This window comes from Pseudohalioglobus lutimaris (assembly GCF_002866825.1).
In the GTDB taxonomy this organism is placed as follows: Bacteria; Pseudomonadota; Gammaproteobacteria; order Pseudomonadales; family Halieaceae; genus Halioglobus; species Halioglobus lutimaris.
In genome coordinates, this window is sequence record NZ_PKUS01000022.1 from 37,239 (window position 1) to 54,395 (window position 17,157).

General features: G+C 58.3%; 17 protein-coding genes and 2 tRNA genes. 16 read left to right on the forward strand and 3 right to left on the reverse strand.

Annotated features, from left to right (window positions below):
• Positions 1-26 precede the first annotated feature (26 nt).
• Complete coding sequence (locus C0039_RS14735) at positions 27-599, reverse strand: YSC84-related protein (RefSeq protein ID WP_101518482.1); 573 nt, start codon at positions 597-599, stop codon at positions 27-29.
• 172 nt (positions 600-771) lie between these two features.
• Between C0039_RS14735 and C0039_RS14740 the strand changes: the two genes are divergently transcribed.
• Positions 772-1,020, forward strand: a complete 249-nt coding sequence (locus tag C0039_RS14740; protein WP_075999031.1) for a FeoA family protein — start codon at positions 772-774, stop codon at positions 1,018-1,020.
• A complete protein-coding gene (gene feoB / locus C0039_RS14745; protein ID WP_207796461.1) occupies positions 1,013-2,848 on the forward strand; it encodes a ferrous iron transporter B in 1,836 nt (611 codons plus the stop codon). Before C0039_RS14740 ends, feoB begins: the two co-directional genes overlap by 8 nt.
• A 21-nt stretch (positions 2,849-2,869) precedes the next feature.
• Here feoB and C0039_RS14750 read toward each other — a convergent pair whose 3' ends face one another.
• Together C0039_RS14750 and yhbY are read right to left on the reverse strand one after the other, a co-directional pair.
• Positions 2,870-3,211 (reverse strand): hypothetical protein, encoded by a 342-nt coding sequence (locus C0039_RS14750; RefSeq protein WP_075999029.1) that lies wholly within the window; start codon positions 3,209-3,211, stop codon positions 2,870-2,872.
• A 107-nt stretch (positions 3,212-3,318) separates the two neighbouring features.
• The gene (gene yhbY, locus C0039_RS14755; protein WP_101518484.1) at positions 3,319-3,630 is read right to left on the reverse strand and encodes a ribosome assembly RNA-binding protein YhbY; all 312 of its coding nucleotides are present in this window, start codon (positions 3,628-3,630) and stop codon (positions 3,319-3,321) included.
• 99 nt (positions 3,631-3,729) lie between these two features.
• Between yhbY and rlmE the strand changes: the two genes are divergently transcribed.
• From rlmE to rpsO, 14 genes are all read left to right on the forward strand, one after another.
• The gene (gene rlmE / locus C0039_RS14760) at positions 3,730-4,353 is read left to right on the forward strand and encodes a 23S rRNA (uridine(2552)-2'-O)-methyltransferase RlmE (protein ID WP_101518485.1); all 624 of its coding nucleotides are present in this window, start codon (positions 3,730-3,732) and stop codon (positions 4,351-4,353) included.
• A gap of 272 nt (positions 4,354-4,625) precedes the next feature.
• Complete coding sequence (gene ftsH, locus C0039_RS14765) at positions 4,626-6,536, forward strand: ATP-dependent zinc metalloprotease FtsH (protein WP_075999026.1); 1,911 nt, start codon at positions 4,626-4,628, stop codon at positions 6,534-6,536.
• A 7-nt stretch (positions 6,537-6,543) separates the two neighbouring features.
• On the forward strand, positions 6,544-7,419 hold the full coding sequence (gene folP / locus C0039_RS14770; protein ID WP_480341217.1) for a dihydropteroate synthase: 876 nt from the start codon (positions 6,544-6,546) through the stop codon (positions 7,417-7,419).
• Positions 7,416-8,765 (forward strand): phosphoglucosamine mutase, encoded by a 1,350-nt coding sequence (glmM, locus tag C0039_RS14775; protein ID WP_101518486.1) that lies wholly within the window; start codon positions 7,416-7,418, stop codon positions 8,763-8,765. Before folP ends, glmM begins: the two co-directional genes overlap by 4 nt.
• A gap of 69 nt (positions 8,766-8,834) precedes the next feature.
• Positions 8,835-9,575 carry a triose-phosphate isomerase gene (gene tpiA, locus C0039_RS14780; protein WP_075999024.1) on the forward strand — a complete coding sequence of 247 codons (741 nt, stop codon included), beginning with the start codon at positions 8,835-8,837 and terminating at the stop codon, positions 9,573-9,575.
• A gap of 39 nt (positions 9,576-9,614) precedes the next feature.
• Positions 9,615-10,004, forward strand: coding sequence for a preprotein translocase subunit SecG (gene secG, locus C0039_RS14785; protein ID WP_075999023.1), 390 nt, complete (start codon positions 9,615-9,617; stop codon positions 10,002-10,004).
• Between the two features lie 12 nt (positions 10,005-10,016).
• Positions 10,017-10,102 (forward strand) — tRNA-Leu (locus C0039_RS14790).
• A 388-nt stretch (positions 10,103-10,490) separates the two neighbouring features.
• A tRNA-Met gene (locus tag C0039_RS14795) sits at positions 10,491-10,567 on the forward strand.
• 125 nt (positions 10,568-10,692) lie between these two features.
• The gene (gene rimP, locus C0039_RS14800; protein ID WP_076002101.1) at positions 10,693-11,148 is read left to right on the forward strand and encodes a ribosome maturation factor RimP; all 456 of its coding nucleotides are present in this window, start codon (positions 10,693-10,695) and stop codon (positions 11,146-11,148) included.
• A gap of 29 nt (positions 11,149-11,177) precedes the next feature.
• Positions 11,178-12,671 carry a transcription termination factor NusA gene (nusA, locus tag C0039_RS14805; protein ID WP_075999022.1) on the forward strand — a complete coding sequence of 498 codons (1,494 nt, stop codon included), beginning with the start codon at positions 11,178-11,180 and terminating at the stop codon, positions 12,669-12,671.
• Positions 12,672-12,724: 53 nt separating this feature from the next.
• Positions 12,725-15,400, forward strand: coding sequence for a translation initiation factor IF-2 (gene infB, locus C0039_RS14810; RefSeq protein WP_101518487.1), 2,676 nt, complete (start codon positions 12,725-12,727; stop codon positions 15,398-15,400).
• A gap of 24 nt (positions 15,401-15,424) precedes the next feature.
• Complete coding sequence (rbfA, locus tag C0039_RS14815) at positions 15,425-15,823, forward strand: 30S ribosome-binding factor RbfA (RefSeq protein WP_101518488.1); 399 nt, start codon at positions 15,425-15,427, stop codon at positions 15,821-15,823.
• A gap of 3 nt (positions 15,824-15,826) precedes the next feature.
• A complete protein-coding gene (truB, locus tag C0039_RS14820) occupies positions 15,827-16,756 on the forward strand; it encodes a tRNA pseudouridine(55) synthase TruB (protein WP_101518489.1) in 930 nt (309 codons plus the stop codon).
• A gap of 92 nt (positions 16,757-16,848) precedes the next feature.
• Entirely contained in the window at positions 16,849-17,118 is a 270-nt protein-coding gene (rpsO, locus tag C0039_RS14825) for a 30S ribosomal protein S15 (RefSeq protein WP_075999018.1), read from the forward strand.
• Positions 17,119-17,157: the final 39 nt, after the last annotated feature.

The following is a 17,157-nucleotide window of genomic DNA, read 5'->3' on the forward strand; positions in this document are numbered from 1 at the left end:
AGCGGTGACGACGAGGGAAAGGCGTTTTATAGCGGCGTGAAGCTATATTTCTGGCCGGCTACAGTGGCCTCGTACATCAGCCCACCCTTGGCAACCGTGAACACAGCCATGCCTTTGCGGTAACCACCCGATACAGTGCTGGCGTCGTTTTTACCGCCTGCAGCGCCGGCCTGTGCGCCGCCTCCCGTTGTAGCCTGTGCGCCGGCGGAGGCCGTAATGGCGACAGCCGTGGCCTGGGCGCCGAACTCAAAGTTACCGGAAGTGAAGTCCTCGAAAGCGCGCTTGTCCTCAAAGAAGATTACCTGGCTGTAGGCCTGGCCACCCAGCTGCCAACCGATAGATAACTGGGTCATTTTAGTGTTGCCTACATGTGCTCCTCCAGCGAATACACGGCCAGAGCCGTGGGCGCCGCCAATACCCATGCCGCCTTTGCCAATGGTAGGGAAAAGGGCGTAGCCGTAGGCGTTTTCGAAGTAGGCTGCGCTTTCGCCGGCATTCATAAAGACCTGCTTGGTGTCCGTATACTCATCTGCCTGGGCACTGTGAAAAGAGAATAGAACCAGCGCAGTCGCCAGTAGGGATATCAGGGTGTTTGTCATGTCGCAGTTCCTCGCGGGTCGTCAGGGTTAGGTGTAGATAAGGTGGTACATCCCCGGGTGTTTGTCCACTGCTATTCACGGCGACGAATTTGCCCCGGGATTTAATGCAAATCGTTCTCATTAGTGCTATGCTCGTCGTGTAAATTCAAGCACTTATGGACTCTTCCCAACCGTGAACCCAACCCTGTGGTCCCTCAAGGCAGGCGACCGATGCGAAATTTTGGGCTATGACGATGCCCTGGCTGAAAAGTACCGTATTCGGTTGATGGAATTTGGATTCCATGTGGGCGAATGCGTCACCTGTCTGCAATCACCCGCCTTCGGCGCGCCCAAGGTTTACCAGGTGAGCAATACCATTTATTCCCTCGATGACGAGGTGGCCACCCATGTGTTGGTCAGGACGGGCAGTTTGCGTGAGTAAGATTATTCTCATTGGCAGCCCGAATTCCGGCAAGAGCCTTTTATTCAACCGCCTTACCGGGCTCTCCCACAAAGTGGCCAATTTCCCCGGCATTACTGTCGACGTCGGTAGCGGTGAGCTGCAGGGCTTACCCGGCAAGCGGCTGGTCGATTTCCCGGGCACCTATTCATTGCAGGCGATTTCCGCGGAGGAAGAGGTCGCCGTCGGCTACTTTGAAGATGCGTTAACCGACCCGGAAGTGGAGCAGGTGCTGTGCTTGATTGATGCCACGCGCCTGGAAAAGAGCCTGTACTTTACGCTGCAGATCATTCGTGATTGCGAACGCCACGGCAAGCCCGTGATTGTGTTGGCCAATATGATCGACATACTCGACAAGCATGGCCTGGAACTGGATGTGGAGGGGCTGGCAAAGGCGCTGCACACCACTGTGCTGCCTATCTCGGGGCGCACCGGCAAGGGGGTCGACACACTCATTTCACTGTTGGCGCAGCCAGCGGCCGCGGAGAGGGAGCCGCGCAAGCACCTCATCGATACGGCGGACGCTATTCTGCGTGGGGAGGCCCACGCCCTGGCGCACCGCTACGGCCCCAAGGGCGATATCCTGGTCAGGACCCAGACCAGGCTGGATAGTTTCTTCCTGCACTCGCTCACCGGCGGCGTTTCTTTCTTTGCCATCATGTACCTGTTGTTTCAGTCCATTTTTACCTGGTCTGCCCCTGCTATGGATGCAGTAGAAACCGCCCTGGCGTGGACGGCGGACCGGGTGGTTCCCATGCTGGGCAATACCGTTGTGGCAGATTTCACCGCGGATGCCCTGTTCAGCGGTATTGGCGCTTTCCTTGTTTTCGTGCCGCAGATTTTTGTGCTGACGTTTATTATCGGGCTGCTGGAAGACTCCGGCTATATGGCCAGGGCGGCCCTGATCTGTCATAAGCCCCTGCGCTTTTTCGGGCTTACCGGCAAGAGTTTCATTCCGCTGCTCTCCGGTACGGCCTGTGCCATTCCTGCTATTTACGCAGCCCGTGCTATCGATTCCCCGCGCAAGCGGTTGTTGACCTATATGGCTATTCCGCTGATGCCCTGCAGCGCGCGATTGCCGGTTTATACCCTGCTGATTGCGGCCTTTATACCTGCCCAGACCTCCATGGGAGGGCTGCTTGGCTGGCAGGGCCTGGCCATGTTTGGCATCTACTTCTTCGGTATGTTCTGTGGACTACTTATTACCGGAATAGTGTCAAGGGCCGCCGAGGACCATTACACCGATCTGCCCTTTGTGCTTGAGCTACCGCCATACCGGATGCCGGGGCTGATACCTATTCTGCGCAACTCGGTGAACCGCGCGAAGCACTTTGTCACCAAGGCGGGAAAGATTATTTTCACGGTGACCGTGGTGATCTGGGTGCTGGGGTACTTCCCCAACTATGGCGCTGATCTCGGGGAGTCCTGGCTGGGCTATCTGGGACACATTGTGGAGCCGGTGTTCGCGCCTATGGGGCTGGACTGGCGCTATGGCGTTGCGATTTTCACCTCCTTCGCGGCGCGCGAGGTGTTTGTGGGGACCCTGGGTACGATCTTCGGCATTGAAGGGGCCGACGAGAATATGATTCCCCTGGTAGAGCATATACAGGCTAGCGACCTTGCACTGGGCTCGGGATTGGCGCTATTGGTGTTCTTTGCTATCGCCCTGCAGTGTGTATCAACCGTGGCCATTCTGGCCAAGGAGAGTGCGTCGCGCAGTCTCACCATGAAGATGTTCGTCGGCTACTTTCTACTGGCCTATGTTGCGGCAGTTCTGGTGTATCAGGTAACCGGGTGGGTTGTGGGCTGATCGCCCCGACAGGTGTTGCCCTCAGCGGCGCGCCAGTTGGAAGCCTTTCACTTCTGCCAGCACCAGTTCTGCGACCAGTTCCACCAGCAGGCGGTGGTTGTCTTTGCGAACACCCTCCAGCCCTGCCTCTATATCCGCTTGCAGGTCGGCCTGCTGGTCGGCATTGAGTCCTTCGGGCAAGCGGATTGAAAAGCAGTATTGCTCGGAATCCTTGATGCGGCTGTAGATTTTTTTCAGCTGCTGCGCCGCGAAGTCCATGAGTTCGTCATCAGCGCCCTTGGTGAGCAGGAGTTGCCGTATTTCACGGTCGAGAAAGGCCAGACCCTTGGTCTGCTGTGACGGGAACTCGAGAACGTCTCCCATGCTCTGCTACCTTTCGCTCCCTGATGAAGGGACCATCATAACCAGAAAGTCGGTGGCAGAGGAATACCGGGCGGGCGTGTGGGGTGCAAGCCGGTTGTGCTCTGGCGCTATTGCGGGCGAAGCAGGTTGGACAACCGTGGATCGGGCTGCGGAGCGCGCCGCAAAATGAGGATCATATTGCCTATGCTCTGCACCAGTTCTGCACCGCAGGTCTCGCACAGGGCTTCAGTGACGGCAGCTTTAGCTTCCCTGTCGCCAACCGCCAGCTTCACCTTGATCAACTCATGCTGGCTCAGTGCCCGCTCAATTTCGGCGATGACGTTTTCCGTCAGTCCGTTGCCGGCTACCGTCACCACGGGCTTTAGCTTGTGGCCAATAGCCCGCATTTGTTTGATGTTCTGATTGCTTTTCTTGCTCATAGTAAATCCACGGTACAATGGGCGCCTGCGCCTCTCGGGGGCGCGTATTCTACACAAGGCCCAGCGGCCCCGATACTCACACGGCAAGAATCTAACGTTATGGCAAAGAAGCGCTCATCCAGCAAGGCCTGGTTAAAGGAGCACCGGGAAGATCACTATGTGCAGCAGGCGCAGCGCGAGGGTTACCGCAGTCGTGCCTGCTACAAGTTGTTGGAATTGCAGGAAAAAGACCGCCTGATCAAGCCGGGGATGACCATCGTCGACCTGGGTAGCGCTCCCGGGGGGTGGTCACAGGTGGCCGTGGAACTGGTCGGTCACCATGGCCGCGTAGTGGCTTCGGATATTTTGCCCATGGACAGCCTTGCGGGAGTGGAATTTATTGAGGGCGACTTCACTGAGGATGCAGTGTTCGAGCAGATTCTGGCGACCCTGCAGGGGGCTCCGGTCGATATGGTGATATCTGACATGGCCCCCAATATGAGCGGCGTGACCGCCGTGGACCAGCCAAAGTCCATGTATCTGGTTGAACTTGCTCTGGATATGGCGCGCCGTGTGCTGGCGCCAGGTGGCATATTTGTCGCCAAAGTGTTCCAGGGAGAGGGGTTTGATGAACTGTTTCGCGACACGCGCAGCACTTTCGACCGTGTGTTGACGCGCAAGCCAAAGGCATCGCGGCCCCGCTCGCGAGAGGTGTACCTGGTGGCCAGCGGCTTCAAGGGCTAACCGACTGTTGGCTGGCGTTGCTGTGGTGTTTCCGGCGGGACGGCAATCGTGGCTCGCGCCCTTGAAACATGGCCGCGTGCCCCCATTTGTAGTACATTGCACCCGGAATCGCCCTGTTTTTAACGTAGGTCCACTTCAGCCGGGGGCGCGTATATTTCTACCACCCCACTCGCTTGTCGGGCGACAGGCTATAATTAAGGAGTAAGGCTGTTTAGGCCAGATGTCTGGCCGGCCTGCAAAGGTGTCTCCGTGAGGATGCAGCATTGAATGATATGGTAAAAAATTTATTGTTGTGGCTGGTTATAGCCGCAGTTTTGTTGTCGGTTTTCAACAACTTCAATATGCAGAGCCCTACGGAGCAGCTGCAGTACTCCGATTTTATCCAGGAAATACAGAGCGACCAGGTGCAGAAAGTCACCGTGGATGGTTTGACGATTTCTGGTGAGCGTTTCGATGGCAGTCGCTTCGAGACCATCCGTCCCATGGTCGAAGATCCCAAGCTGATGGACGACTTGCTGGAGCACAACGTGGTTGTAGAGGGTAAGAAGCCCGAGCAACAGAGCGTCTGGACCCAGCTTCTGGTGGCCTCATTCCCCATACTGATTATTATTGCCGTATTTATGTTCTTCATGCGCCAGATGCAGGGCGGTGGCGGCGGTCGCGGCGGCCCGATGAGTTTCGGCAAGAGCAAGGCGCGACTGCTGGGTGAGGACCAGATCACCACGACCTTTGCCGACGTTGCAGGTGTAGATGAAGCTAAGGAAGACGTGCAGGAACTGGTGGAGTTCCTGCGCGACCCCAGTCGCTTCCAGAAATTGGGCGGACGTATTCCTCGTGGTGTGCTGATGGTGGGCCAGCCCGGAACGGGTAAAACCCTGTTGGCCAAGGCCATCGCCGGTGAAGCGAAGGTGCCCTTCTTCTCTATTTCGGGTTCGGATTTTGTCGAGATGTTCGTGGGTGTCGGTGCATCGCGTGTGCGTGACATGTTTGAGCAGGCCAAGAAACAGGCGCCGTGTATTATCTTTATCGATGAAATCGATGCGGTAGGTCGCCACCGTGGTGCGGGGCTGGGCGGCGGTCACGACGAGCGCGAGCAGACCCTCAACCAGTTGTTGGTGGAGATGGATGGTTTTGAGGTTAACGACGGTGTGATCGTTATCGCCGCCACCAACCGGCCGGATGTGTTGGACCCCGCGCTGTTGCGGCCGGGCCGGTTCGACCGGCAGGTTGTGGTGGGTCTGCCCGATATCCGTGGCCGTGAGCACATTCTTAAAGTACACATGCGTAAGGTGCCGCTGTCGGAAGACGTTGAGCCATCCAAGATTGCACGCGGTACACCGGGCTTTTCCGGAGCTGACCTGGCCAACCTGGTCAATGAGGCGGCTCTGTTCGCAGCGCGGGCCAACGTGCGCACCGTGGGCATGCAGCAGTTTGAACTGGCCAAGGACAAGATCATGATGGGCGCAGAGCGCAAGTCCATGGTCATGTCTGAAAATGAAAAACGTAATACGGCCTACCACGAGGCGGGCCATGCCATCGTCGGCCGCCTGATGCCGGAGCATGACCCGGTTTACAAGGTGAGCATTATTCCCCGTGGGCGTGCCCTGGGTGTGACCATGTTCCTGCCTGAGGAAGACCGCTACAGCCACAGCCGTCGTCACATTATCAGTCAGATCTGCAGTTTATTCGGTGGACGCATTGCCGAGGAAATGACCCTGGGGCGTGACGGCATCACTACCGGCGCTTCCAATGACATTCAGCGAGCAACGGAAATCGCGCGCAAGATGGTCACCCAGTGGGGGCTTTCGGAGACGATGGGCCCGCTGATGTACGACGAGGGTGGTGAAGAGGTGTTCCTCGGGCGTAGTGCAGGGCAGACCCACCAGGGCATTTCAGACGATACAGCCCGCAAAATCGACCAGGAAGTGCGCCGTATCATCGACGAGTGCTACGAGACTTCTCAGCGTATTCTTGAGGAAAATGTCGATAAGCTGCATGTGATGGCCGAAGCGTTGATGCAATACGAGACCATCGACGCGGAGCAGATCGAAGATATCATGGCAGGGCGTAAGCCGCGCCAGCCCAGTGGTTGGGACGACTCGTCAGGCGGCGGCGCACAGACGACCGCTGATGATAGCCAGGACTCCAGCAGTCCAATTGGTGGCCCCGCCGGCGAACACTGAGCCGCCATTGTCCCCGCCCGACCCCCTGTCCCCGGTGCTGAACTGCGCCGGGACACAACTGGACCTTTCCCGCCCCCGCGTTATGGGGGTGATTAACACCACCCCTGACTCGTTTTCCGATGGAGGCACACTCTACAGTGGAGAGAGCCTTGATCTGGATTGCGCTCTGCGCCGCGCCGTGGAAATGGTCAACGGTGGAGCGGCGATCCTGGATGTGGGTGGGGAATCTACTCGCCCCGGTGCACAGCCGGTAAGCACGGCAATGGAGATGGATCGTGTCCTGCCGTTGGTAGAGCGCATCACGGCAGAGCTGGATGTGGTGGTATCTGTCGACACCAGTTCGCCAGCGGTGATGACCGAGGCGGCCGCGTGTGGGGCGGGCCTGATCAATGATGTTCGCGCACTGCGCCGTGCCGGCGCGCTGGAGGCCGCTGCTGCCAGCGGCTTGCCGGTATGCCTGATGCACATGCAGGGCGAGCCTGCTGCCATGCAGGACGCTCCCTGCTACGAGAACGTTGTCGAGGAAGTAGCGGCATTCCTGCAAGCAAGGGTCGAGGCCTGTGTATCTGCAGGTATAGCCCGCAGTCGACTGTTGCTGGACCCCGGCTTTGGCTTTGGTAAGTCTGTGCAGCATAACCTGGACTTACTCGCTGGCCTGCCGCAGTTGAAGGCACTGGGCCTGCCTCTGCTGGCGGGGCTTTCACGCAAGTCATTGATTGGCAAACTGATTGGCCGAGAGGTGCACGAACGTATGCCTGCCGGCCTGGCACTGGCGGTGTTGGCGGCCGAGCGCGGCGCTGTCATCATACGTACCCACGACGTGGTCGAAACTGCTGATGCCCTGGCCATGTATGCCGCACTGATTGAACGGAAGGAATCATGACAAGACAGTATTTTGGCACAGACGGAATTCGTGGAGAGGTGGGCAAGGGTCCCATCACGCCTGATTTTATGCTCAAGCTGGGCTGGGCCTGTGGGCGCGTGTTCTCCCGGCAGGCCGGTGGCGAGGGCCGCTGCCTGGTGATTATCGGCAAAGATACGCGGGTCTCTGGTTACATGTTTGAGTCTGCCCTGGAGGCGGGCCTGGTGGCCGCGGGCGTGGATGTAAAGTTGCTCGGGCCTATGCCCACACCGGCTGTGGCGATGATGACGCAAACGCAGTCAGCGGATGCCGGCATTGTTATCAGTGCTTCCCACAACCCTTTCCACGACAACGGCATCAAGTTTTTTTCCGCGAGCGGTTCCAAGTTGGCTGACGAGGTGGAACTGGCTATCGAGGCGGAATTGCAGCAGGACCTGGTCACTGTAAGCTCCCGTGAGATTGGCAAGGTGTTGCGCGTGGTGGATGCGGCGGGCCGGTACATTGAGTTCTGCAAGTCCACTGTGCCCGAGGGGTTCAATCTGCGCGGCATGCGTATTGCGGTTGACTGTGCCAATGGCGCCACGTATCACATCGCGCCCAGCGTGTTCGCTGAACTGGGTGCAGAAGTGATCAGCCTGGGAGTGCAGCCTGACGGCTTCAATATTAACGAGAGCGTAGGTTCCACGGACACACGCGCGCTGGCCGCGCTGGTCCGCGAACGGCAGGCCGACCTGGGTATTGCCTTTGATGGTGACGGCGACCGTGTACTGTTCGTCGACGGGGACGGTGAACTGGTCGATGGCGATGAGCTTATTTACGTGATTGCCATGCATCGACTGGTCAGTGGCACCATTGAGGCCGGTGTGGTCGGCACCCTGATGACCAATCTCGGTATGGAAATGGCCTTGCGGGAGGCTGGTCTGCAACTGGGTCGCGCCAGGGTCGGCGACCGCTACGTAAAAGAGATGATGGAGGCACAGAGCTGGCACCTGGGCGGTGAGTCGTCCGGCCACATAATCTGTAGCGACATCACGACAACCGGTGACGGTATCGTGGCTGCGCTGCAGGTTCTGCGCGCGGTGCGTGACTCCGGCGAATCACTGGGCAAGCTGCGCTCCGGGATGAGCAAGTATCCCCAGACCATGATCAATGTGCGCGCAAACGGCAAGGTTGACCTGGATGACTATCCCCAGGTGGCGGCTGCCGTAGCTGACGTGGAAGCGACGCTTGGGGAGCGGGGGAGAGTGTTGCTGCGCCCATCCGGCACCGAGCCTGTGGTCAGGGTGATGGTTGAAGGCGAAGATGGCGCGGAAGTGCAGCGCCTTTGTGAGCAACTGGCGGGTGATGTCGAGCGTTGCCTCGCTTGATCTGCCATACCTTGCCTATGCCCTGTAACTTCGTTAAGATTGCGGCCGCTTTTTTGCCCGGGAGATAACATGCGTCAGCCACTGATTGTCGGGAACTGGAAAATGCACGGCTCCCGGGAAAGCGTTGCCGAACTGCTCACGAGTTTGGTCACCGGCAGTACCGGTGAATCGGCTGATGTCGCGGTGTGCCCGACTTATGTGCACCTGGCCCAGGCAGTAAGCCTTTGCGCTAATTCGCCGATTGCGGTGGGCGCGCAGGATTGCAGTCACCTTGCAACGGGGGCGCGCACCGGCGAGGTGGCGGCGCCAATGATTGCTGACGTTGGTTGTGAGTGGGTTATCCTTGGCCACTCTGAGCGACGCGCCTATCACGGCGAGAGTGATGAGGCGATTGCGGCGAAGCTGACGGCAGCGGCGGAAGCAGGATTAAAGCCGATTCTCTGTGTGGGTGAGACCCGCGAAGAGCGCGAGGCAGATAAGGCCGAAGACGTTGTGGCTCTCCAGTTGTCAGGGGCGCTGCGAAGCCAGCCCGACTTGAAGGGATTGGTCGTTGCCTATGAACCGGTGTGGGCGATTGGCACTGGCCTTACGGCTTCGCCGGAGCAGGCCCAGGCCATGCACGCCTTCATCCGCGATGAGTTGGCTGCGCTTGGGGTAGATGCCGTTAATACACGCCTGCTCTACGGCGGCAGCGTAAAGGCGGGTAATGCGGCGGAGCTGTTCGCCCAGCCCGATATAGATGGCGCCCTGGTGGGCGGTGCGGCTCTGGTGGCCGCGGAATTTCAGGCAATTGTCGACGCGGCAACCTGATTCGAAATGGTGAACGTCCCTCGGAGGGACTGAAAACAAATGGAACAGATTATTCTTATAGGGCACCTGTTGGTTGCTCTTGCTATTATCGCCCTGATCATGCTGCAACAGGGTAAGGGCGCTGACATGGGTGCGTCCTTCGGTGCCGGGGCCTCGCAGACCCTTTTTGGTTCAGACGGCAGCGGTAACATATTGACCCGCTCCACAGCCTGGCTGGTTGCCTTGTTTTTTGCCACTAGCTTCGGGTTGGCGCTGATCGCCAAGAATGCATCCCAGCCTGTCAACGAGTTGGGTATCGATATTCCTCCGATGACGATGCAGGCCCAGCCGGCGGTGGAAGAGGAATTGCCGGTGTTGGATGACGAGATCCCTGCCGCGACAAGCACCGGGACTGAACCAGTGGAAGGCGATCTCCCTGCGCTGGATTGATATAACGAATTAGCCGAAGTGGTGGAATTGGTAGACACGCTATCTTGAGGGGGTAGTGAGCTATGCTCGTGCGGGTTCAAGTCCCGCCTTCGGCACCATCTTAGAAAAGACGAGGCTTCACTGCCGGGAAGTGCTCGTGCGGACCCTGCGGGCCGCGGTAAGTCCCGCCTTCGGCACCATCTGAGAAAAGACGTTGCTTCTCTGTCGTGAAGTGCTCGTGCGGACCGTGCGGGCCGCGTTAAGTCCCGCCTTCGGCACCAGCTTAGAAAAGACGAGGCTTCACTGTCGTGAAGTGCTCGTGCGGACCTTGCGGGTCTCCCTGAGTCCTGCTTTTGTTTTACGCAGAATTTACCGATAAAAAGGCAGTGGAATACGGTTGACCCGGCTAGGGTCGGTACCTATAATGCACAGCCTCGAATTTGGGTCGAGATGACGAGACCGACCCAATGTGGATGCCAAGGGGCTTTCACTACGAGAGAGTATTGATGCGGGGTGGAGCAGCCTGGTAGCTCGTCGGGCTCATAACCCGAAGGTCGTCGGTTCAAATCCGGCCCCCGCTACCAACAATACGTCGCCTGCTCCAAGACAGCGACGTGTAGAAGAAAAAGCCCCTTTTCAAGGGGCTTTTTCGTTTGTGACCTAAGCCCCTCGAAAAGGGGCTTTTTCACACTTGGAGAAATGTACCGGCGTGGCCAGTAAAGAGCAGCAGATTCAGCAAATGCTGGAGCCGACGGTAGCGGCCCTGGGTTTTGATCTATGGGGCGTGGAGTATTTGTCGCAGGGTAGGCACAGCGTGTTGCGTGTTTATATCGAGAGCGACAAGGGCATCACCGTGGACGACTGTGCCGCGGTGAGTGAGCAGATAGGCAGTGTGCTTGATGTGGAAGACCCGATAACCGGCGAGTACACGCTGGAAGTATCTTCCCCGGGTATGGACCGCCTGCTGTTCAAACTGGAGCAATTCCCTGCTTATGTCGGGGAATGGGTTGAACTGCGTTTGCGCAGTGCCTTTGAGGGGCGGCGCAAGTTCAAGGGAATAATCAAGGGCATCGAGGGTGAGGATGTCGTGGTGCACGTAGACGACCATGAGTACCTGTTACCCCACAGCGTGATTGAGAAGGCACGTGTGCAACCCCGCATCTGAATGCGGTTTGTGAACTGGCGAGGTTAGAGATGACAAAGGAAATTCTGCTGGTAGCGGAAGCGGTATCCAACGAGAAAGGCGTATCAGAGGATATTATCTTTGAAGCGATAGAGTTGGCGCTGGCAACAGCAACCAAGAAACGTTACGACGAGGAGTCGGATATCGAGGTCACTATCGACCGCGAAACCGGTGATTACGTCACGCGACGTAAATGGTTGGTTGTGCCCGACGATGAACTGGCCCTGCTGGGTACACAGTTCACTACCGAAGAAGCCGCGGAGAAAGACACTTCCCTGCAGCCTGGTGATATTTACGAAGAAGTCATCGACAACATAGGTTTCGGGCGCATTGCTGCGCAAACCGCCAAGCAGGTCATCGTGCAACGCGTCCGTGACGCAGAGCGCGCGCAGGTAGTCGAGCTGTATATGGATCGTGTCGGTGAACTGGTTGCCGGCAGTGTGAAGAAGGTTACCCGTGACAACGTAATCGTTGACCTTGGCAACAACGCGGAAGGCCTGTTGCCCCGCTCCGAACTGGTGGGACGCGAGACTTTCCGTGTGAACGATCGCGTGCGTGCCATTCTCAAGGAAATCAGCACCGAGTCCCGTGGCCCGCAGTTGATTCTGAGTCGCGCCTGCCCGGAAATGCTGATCGAACTGTTCAAGATTGAAGTACCGGAGATCTCCGAAGAGGTGATCCAGATCCGCGCTGCTGCGCGTGACCCCGGTTCGCGCGCCAAAATCGCGGTGAAGACTAACGACCAGCGTATCGACCCGGTTGGCGCCTGCGTCGGCATGCGCGGCTCGCGCGTACAGGCAGTGTCGAACGAGTTGGACAATGAGCGCGTCGATATCGTGCTCTGGGACGACAACCCCGCACAGTTGGTGATTAACGCCATGTCCCCCGCCGAAGTGGAGTCTATCGTGGTAGATGAAGACTCCGGCACCATGGACGTAGCGGTGTCTGAAGATAACCTTGCCCAGGCAATCGGCCGTAGCGGCCAGAACGTGCGCCTGGCCAGTGAGCTGACCAAATGGACCATCAACGTGATGAGTCTGGAAGAAGCTGCGGACAAGCACGAAGCTGAAGCAGGGCAGGTTATAGGCGTGTTCTGCGAGCAGCTTGACGTGGACGAGGAAGTCGCCGAGATCCTTGTTGAAGAAGGCTTTACCACACTGGAAGAGGTGGCGTACGTGCCGCTTGAGGAAATGACGGCGATCGAGGGCTTCGACGAGGATATCGCGGAAGAACTTCGCGCCCGTGCGAAGGATGCTCTGCTGACCCAGGCGATTGCGTCAGAGGAGCAGCTTGGCGCCAATGAGCCGGCGGAAGACCTGCTCACGATGGACGGCATGGACCGTCACCTGGCTTTCATTCTGGCCAGTCGCGAGATCGTCACCATGGAAGATCTTGCAGAACAGGGTGTAGAAGACCTGATGGATATTGAAGACATGACAGAAGAGCGGGCGGGTGAGTTGATCATGACCGCACGCGCACCCTGGTTTGCCGAGGCCGAGCAGTAAGCCGGTCGCGGTAGGGCAGACATACAGAAACAGGGTAGCAAGGAGAAGATTGCATGGCGCAGGTGACAGTACAGCAACTCGCAGAAGTAGTGGGTGCATCCGTAGAACGTCTGTTAACACAGATGAAGGAAGCGGGTCTGCCTCACGGTGCTGCGGAAGAAGCTGTGTCTGATGAGGACAAGCAGACACTGCTGACCTATCTGAAACGTAGTCACGGTGAGTCAACTGACGCGCCTAAACGCATCACGTTGAAGCGTAAGACGCTTAGTACCTTGAAAACAGCCGGCTCCCAGGGCAGGAAAACGGTAAACGTGGAAGTGCGCAAGAAGCGCACCTATGTGAAGCGCGATACCGAAGAACTGGCTGATGAAGAGCAGGTAATCGAAGCTGCCGCCGCGGAAAAAGCATCGCGCGAGGCCGAGGAGGCTGCAGCCGCTGCAGCCGCCGAAGAGGCCGCCGCCGCTGAGGCCGCTGCCAAGGCCGCTGAAGAGGCTGCCGCCCAGGCTGAGCCGGAGCCGGAGCCTGAAACGGAAGAAGATCTTGCGAATATGGATCCGGAAGTGTTGCGCCAACGTGCCGCGGCACGTCGCAAGGTCCGTGAGGCAGAGGAGGCTGCTGCGCGCAAGGCTGCTGTGGAAGCGCGCAAGCTCGAGGAAGAGCGTAAGAAAGCTGAGGCTGCCGCCGCCACCGCGGCGAAGACCGAGGCTTCTGGCGATACGATCAAGCGTCCCAAGCGCCTGCACGATGCCCCGGTCGCCCCCACAGCTGCCGATCAGCGTAAGAAGAGCAAAGGTCGCCTGGACCGCAACTCCCCCGCGGGTCGCGGTAAGCAGCGCGGCCACAACCTGTCGCTGTCCGACCTGGATCGCGCTGAGTCGGGCATGGCACGCCGGCGGAATCGCAAGAAGTTGAAGGCGACGCACGAAGAGCATGGCCGGCATGGCTTCGAGATGCCCACCGAGAAAAAGTCAGCGGAAGTGGCCGTGGGCGATATGATTTCTGTCGGCGAGCTCGCACAGCAGATGTCGGTGAAGGCCGGTGAGGTGATCAAGGAGCTGATGAAGCTGGGTGTGATGGCTACCATCAACCAGATGATTGATCAGGACACCGCTACGCTGGTCGTAGAGGAAATGGGTCACAAGGTTAAAGCAGTCAGCGCCGACGCGCTGGAAGAGAGCCTGGAAGAGGCGCTGGCCCAGCACTCCGACGAAGGCACCCAGGAGTCTCGGGCCCCGGTTGTTACCGTTATGGGTCACGTAGACCACGGTAAGACTTCACTGCTCGACTATATTCGCAAGAGTCACGTGGCCTCGGGCGAAGCCGGCGGCATCACCCAGCATATCGGTGCCTACCATGTGGATACCGATCACGGCATGATCTCTTTCCTGGATACTCCTGGCCATGCCGCGTTTACCGCGATGCGCGCCCGGGGAGCGAAGAGCACGGACATCGTTATCCTGGTCGTTGCAGCAGACGACGGCGTAATGCCGCAGACCGAAGAGGCTGTGCAGCATGCACGTGCTGCCGGTGTGCCGCTGATCGTGGCCATCAACAAGATGGACAAGGAAGGCGCTGATCCTGACCGGGTGAAGAACGAATTGTCCGCGAAGGACGTTATTCCCGAGGACTGGGGCGGCGATACACAGTTTATTCCTGTCTCTGCGCACACCGGTGATGGTGTTGATGCGCTGCTGGAAGCGGTCTTGCTGCAGTCTGAACTGCTGGAACTGAAGGCAGCTCGCGATGTGCCTGCCCAGGGCATCGTGATTGAGTCCCGGCTTGATAAAGGACGTGGTCCTGTGGCCTCCCTGCTTGTACAGAGCGGAACCCTGCGCAAAGGCGATATCGTTCTTGCCGGGCTGCAGTCCGGTCGTGTTCGCGCCATGCTCGATGAAAATGGCCAGCCTGTTGATACGGCGGGCCCCTCCATTCCGGTAGAGATTCTTGGCCTCGACGGTACACCCGATGCCGGTGATCTGTTTGCTGCGGTTGAGAGTGAAAAACGTGCGCGGGAAATTGCCGACTTCCGCCAGGAAAAGAGCCGTGATACCAAGCTCGCCCGTCAGCAGGCGGCCAAGCTGGATAACATGTTCGAGAGTATGACTGCCGGTGAGAAGAAGACGCTCAATGTGGTGGTCAAGGCAGACGTGCGTGGTTCCCTGGAAGCGATTCAATCGGCCCTGCTTGATCTGGGTAATGAGGAGGTACAGGTGAACATTGTGTCGGGCGGCGTAGGCGGCATTGCCGAAACTGACGTAACCCTGGCAATTACCTCCAGTGCGGTCATCTTCGGCTTCAACGTGCGCGCAGACAACGCCGCACGTAGGCTGATTGAGAACGAAGGCGTCGACCTGCGTTATTACAACGTCATCTATGACCTGATCGACGACGTCAAATCCGCACTCTCAGGCATGCTTGCGCCAGAGTTGCGCGAGGAAATTGTCGGCATCGCCGAGGTGCGCGATGTATTCCGTTCGCCCAAGTTCGGCCAGATTGCGGGCTGTATGGTCACCGAGGGCACTGTCTACCGCTCCAAACCTATCCGTGTGCTGCGTGACAACGTGGTCATCTATGAAGGCGAGCTGGAGTCACTGCGACGCTTCAAGGATGACGCCACCGAAGTACGTAGTGGAACCGAATGTGGTATCGGCGTGAAGAACTATACGGATGTGAAGGTCGGTGACCTGATCGAAGTATTTGAAGTGAAGGAGATCGCTCGCTCGCTGTAATCAGCGGCTGGCGAAAACAAGGCAATGGCCAAAGAGTATGCCAGAACCCAGCGCGTTGCGGACTATCTGCAACGCGAACTGGCGGCGCTGATCCAGCACGAGGTGCGCGATCCCCGGGTGGGGATGGTGAGCATCACGGGCGTGGATGTGAGTCGTGACCTTGGCTACGCCCGTGTTTACTATACAAAGATGGGGACTGACTCGGCGGAGGATGCGAATGAAACCTCCGAAGCCCTCAATCGTGCGGCGGGTTTCCTGCGCAGCCAGCTCTCCAAAGACAGCAACATGCGCAGTGTGCCCAACCTGCGTTTTTATTTTGATGCCAGTGTTGGCCGTGGCCGGGAGCTGGAAGACCTGATCCGCCGTGCTGCCGATGCAGACCGGGACCTTGGTCTGCGCGACGACAGCGCCGAGGAGAACTGAGCAGTGGGCCGGCGCCGCCGGGGTCGCCCAGTTGATGGCATCCTGGTCCTGGATAAACCCCGGGGATTGAGCTCCAACCAGGCCCTGCAGACCGCAAAGCGCCTGTATTTTGCGGCGAAGGCGGGCCACACCGGAAGTCTGGATCCCCTGGCAACAGGGGTACTGCCGCTCTGCTTTGGTGAGGCGACCAAGTTCTCCCAGTACTTGCTGGACGCGGATAAAGCCTATGAAAGTACGTTTGTACTGGGCACGGCGACAGCGAGTGGCGATGCGGAAGGCGAGATCCGCGAGCAGCGCGATGCCTCGCATATCGGTGAAGCCGATGTGGAGCAGGCGCTGGCGGCCTTTAGAGGCGAAATTGAGCAGGTACCGTCGATGTTCTCGGCGATCAAGCAGGACGGTCAGCCACTGTATAAGCTGGCTCGCCAGGGGCTTGAGGTGGAACGCAAATCACGCCGGGTTGTCGTAAAGTTACTTGAGTTGCGTGACTTCCGGGGCGGTGAAGCGCCGGAAGTGGATGTTTACCTCGAATGCAGTAAGGGCACCTATGTGCGCTCTATTGCCGAGGATCTCGGCGAGGCACTGGGCTGCGGCGCGCATGTCAGTGCACTGCGACGCACCAGGGCAGGCCCCTTCAGCCTGCAAGACAGTGTCACGCTGTCCACACTGGAGGCGTTGAAACAGAATGAGGAACTGGCGCAGATGGATGACCTGCTGCTGCCGGCAGATACCGCAGTGAAGGCGCTTCCCCTGGTGGAGCTGAGCGAGTCAGGCGGTTTTTACATGCGCCAGGGGCAACCGCTGCTGGTGCCAAATGCGCCCTGTGATGGTATGGTGCGCATCGCCCTGGAAAGCGGTGAGTTTCTGGGTGTTGGAGAGATATTGGACGATGGGCGCGTAGCGCCGCGTCGACTGATTGTCACCGGAGGGTGACGCGAACCTGTCTGTTAATCTGCACGGACAGGCTCTTTTATTGATGAAGGGTGGTATTCCACCCGAGGCAGATTATTCAAGAGGAATAGAAAATGGCTTTGAATGCTGAACAGAAAGCAACAATCGTAAAAGATTACCAGGTGGGTGAAGGCGACACCGGTTCCCCGGAAGTACAGGTAGCACTGCTGACCGCAAATATTGAGCAGTTGCAGGGGCACTTCAAGTCGCACAAGCACGACCACCATTCCCGCCGCGGCCTGATCCGCATGGTAAACCAGCGCCGCAAGCTGCTGGATTATCTCAAGCGCAAAGATGTAACGCGCTACAGCGGTTTGATCCAGCGACTGGGTCTGCGTCGATAAGCTTTACCAACTACCGGGGCCAAAGGCCCCGGTTGTCAT

Excerpts from the sequence above, each read along its gene's own strand:
- C0039_RS14735 (WP_101518482.1), bottom strand. The coding sequence starts at position 599 with ATGACAAACACCCTGATATCCCTACTGGCGACTGCGCTGGTTCTATTC.
- C0039_RS14750 (WP_075999029.1), bottom strand. The coding sequence starts at position 3,211 with ATGGGAGACGTTCTCGAGTTCCCGTCACAGCAGACCAAGGGTCTGGCC.
- yhbY (WP_101518484.1), bottom strand. The coding sequence starts at position 3,630 with ATGAGCAAGAAAAGCAATCAGAACATCAAACAAATGCGGGCTATTGGC.
- rlmE (WP_101518485.1), top strand. The coding sequence starts at position 3,730 with ATGGCAAAGAAGCGCTCATCCAGCAAGGCCTGGTTAAAGGAGCACCGG.
- ftsH (WP_075999026.1), top strand. The coding sequence starts at position 4,626 with ATGGTAAAAAATTTATTGTTGTGGCTGGTTATAGCCGCAGTTTTGTTG.
- glmM (WP_101518486.1), top strand. The coding sequence starts at position 7,416 with ATGACAAGACAGTATTTTGGCACAGACGGAATTCGTGGAGAGGTGGGC.
- tpiA (WP_075999024.1), top strand. The coding sequence starts at position 8,835 with ATGCGTCAGCCACTGATTGTCGGGAACTGGAAAATGCACGGCTCCCGG.
- secG (WP_075999023.1), top strand. The coding sequence starts at position 9,615 with ATGGAACAGATTATTCTTATAGGGCACCTGTTGGTTGCTCTTGCTATT.
- nusA (WP_075999022.1), top strand. The coding sequence starts at position 11,178 with ATGACAAAGGAAATTCTGCTGGTAGCGGAAGCGGTATCCAACGAGAAA.
- infB (WP_101518487.1), top strand. The coding sequence starts at position 12,725 with ATGGCGCAGGTGACAGTACAGCAACTCGCAGAAGTAGTGGGTGCATCC.
- rbfA (WP_101518488.1), top strand. The coding sequence starts at position 15,425 with ATGGCCAAAGAGTATGCCAGAACCCAGCGCGTTGCGGACTATCTGCAA.
- rpsO (WP_075999018.1), top strand. The coding sequence starts at position 16,849 with ATGGCTTTGAATGCTGAACAGAAAGCAACAATCGTAAAAGATTACCAG.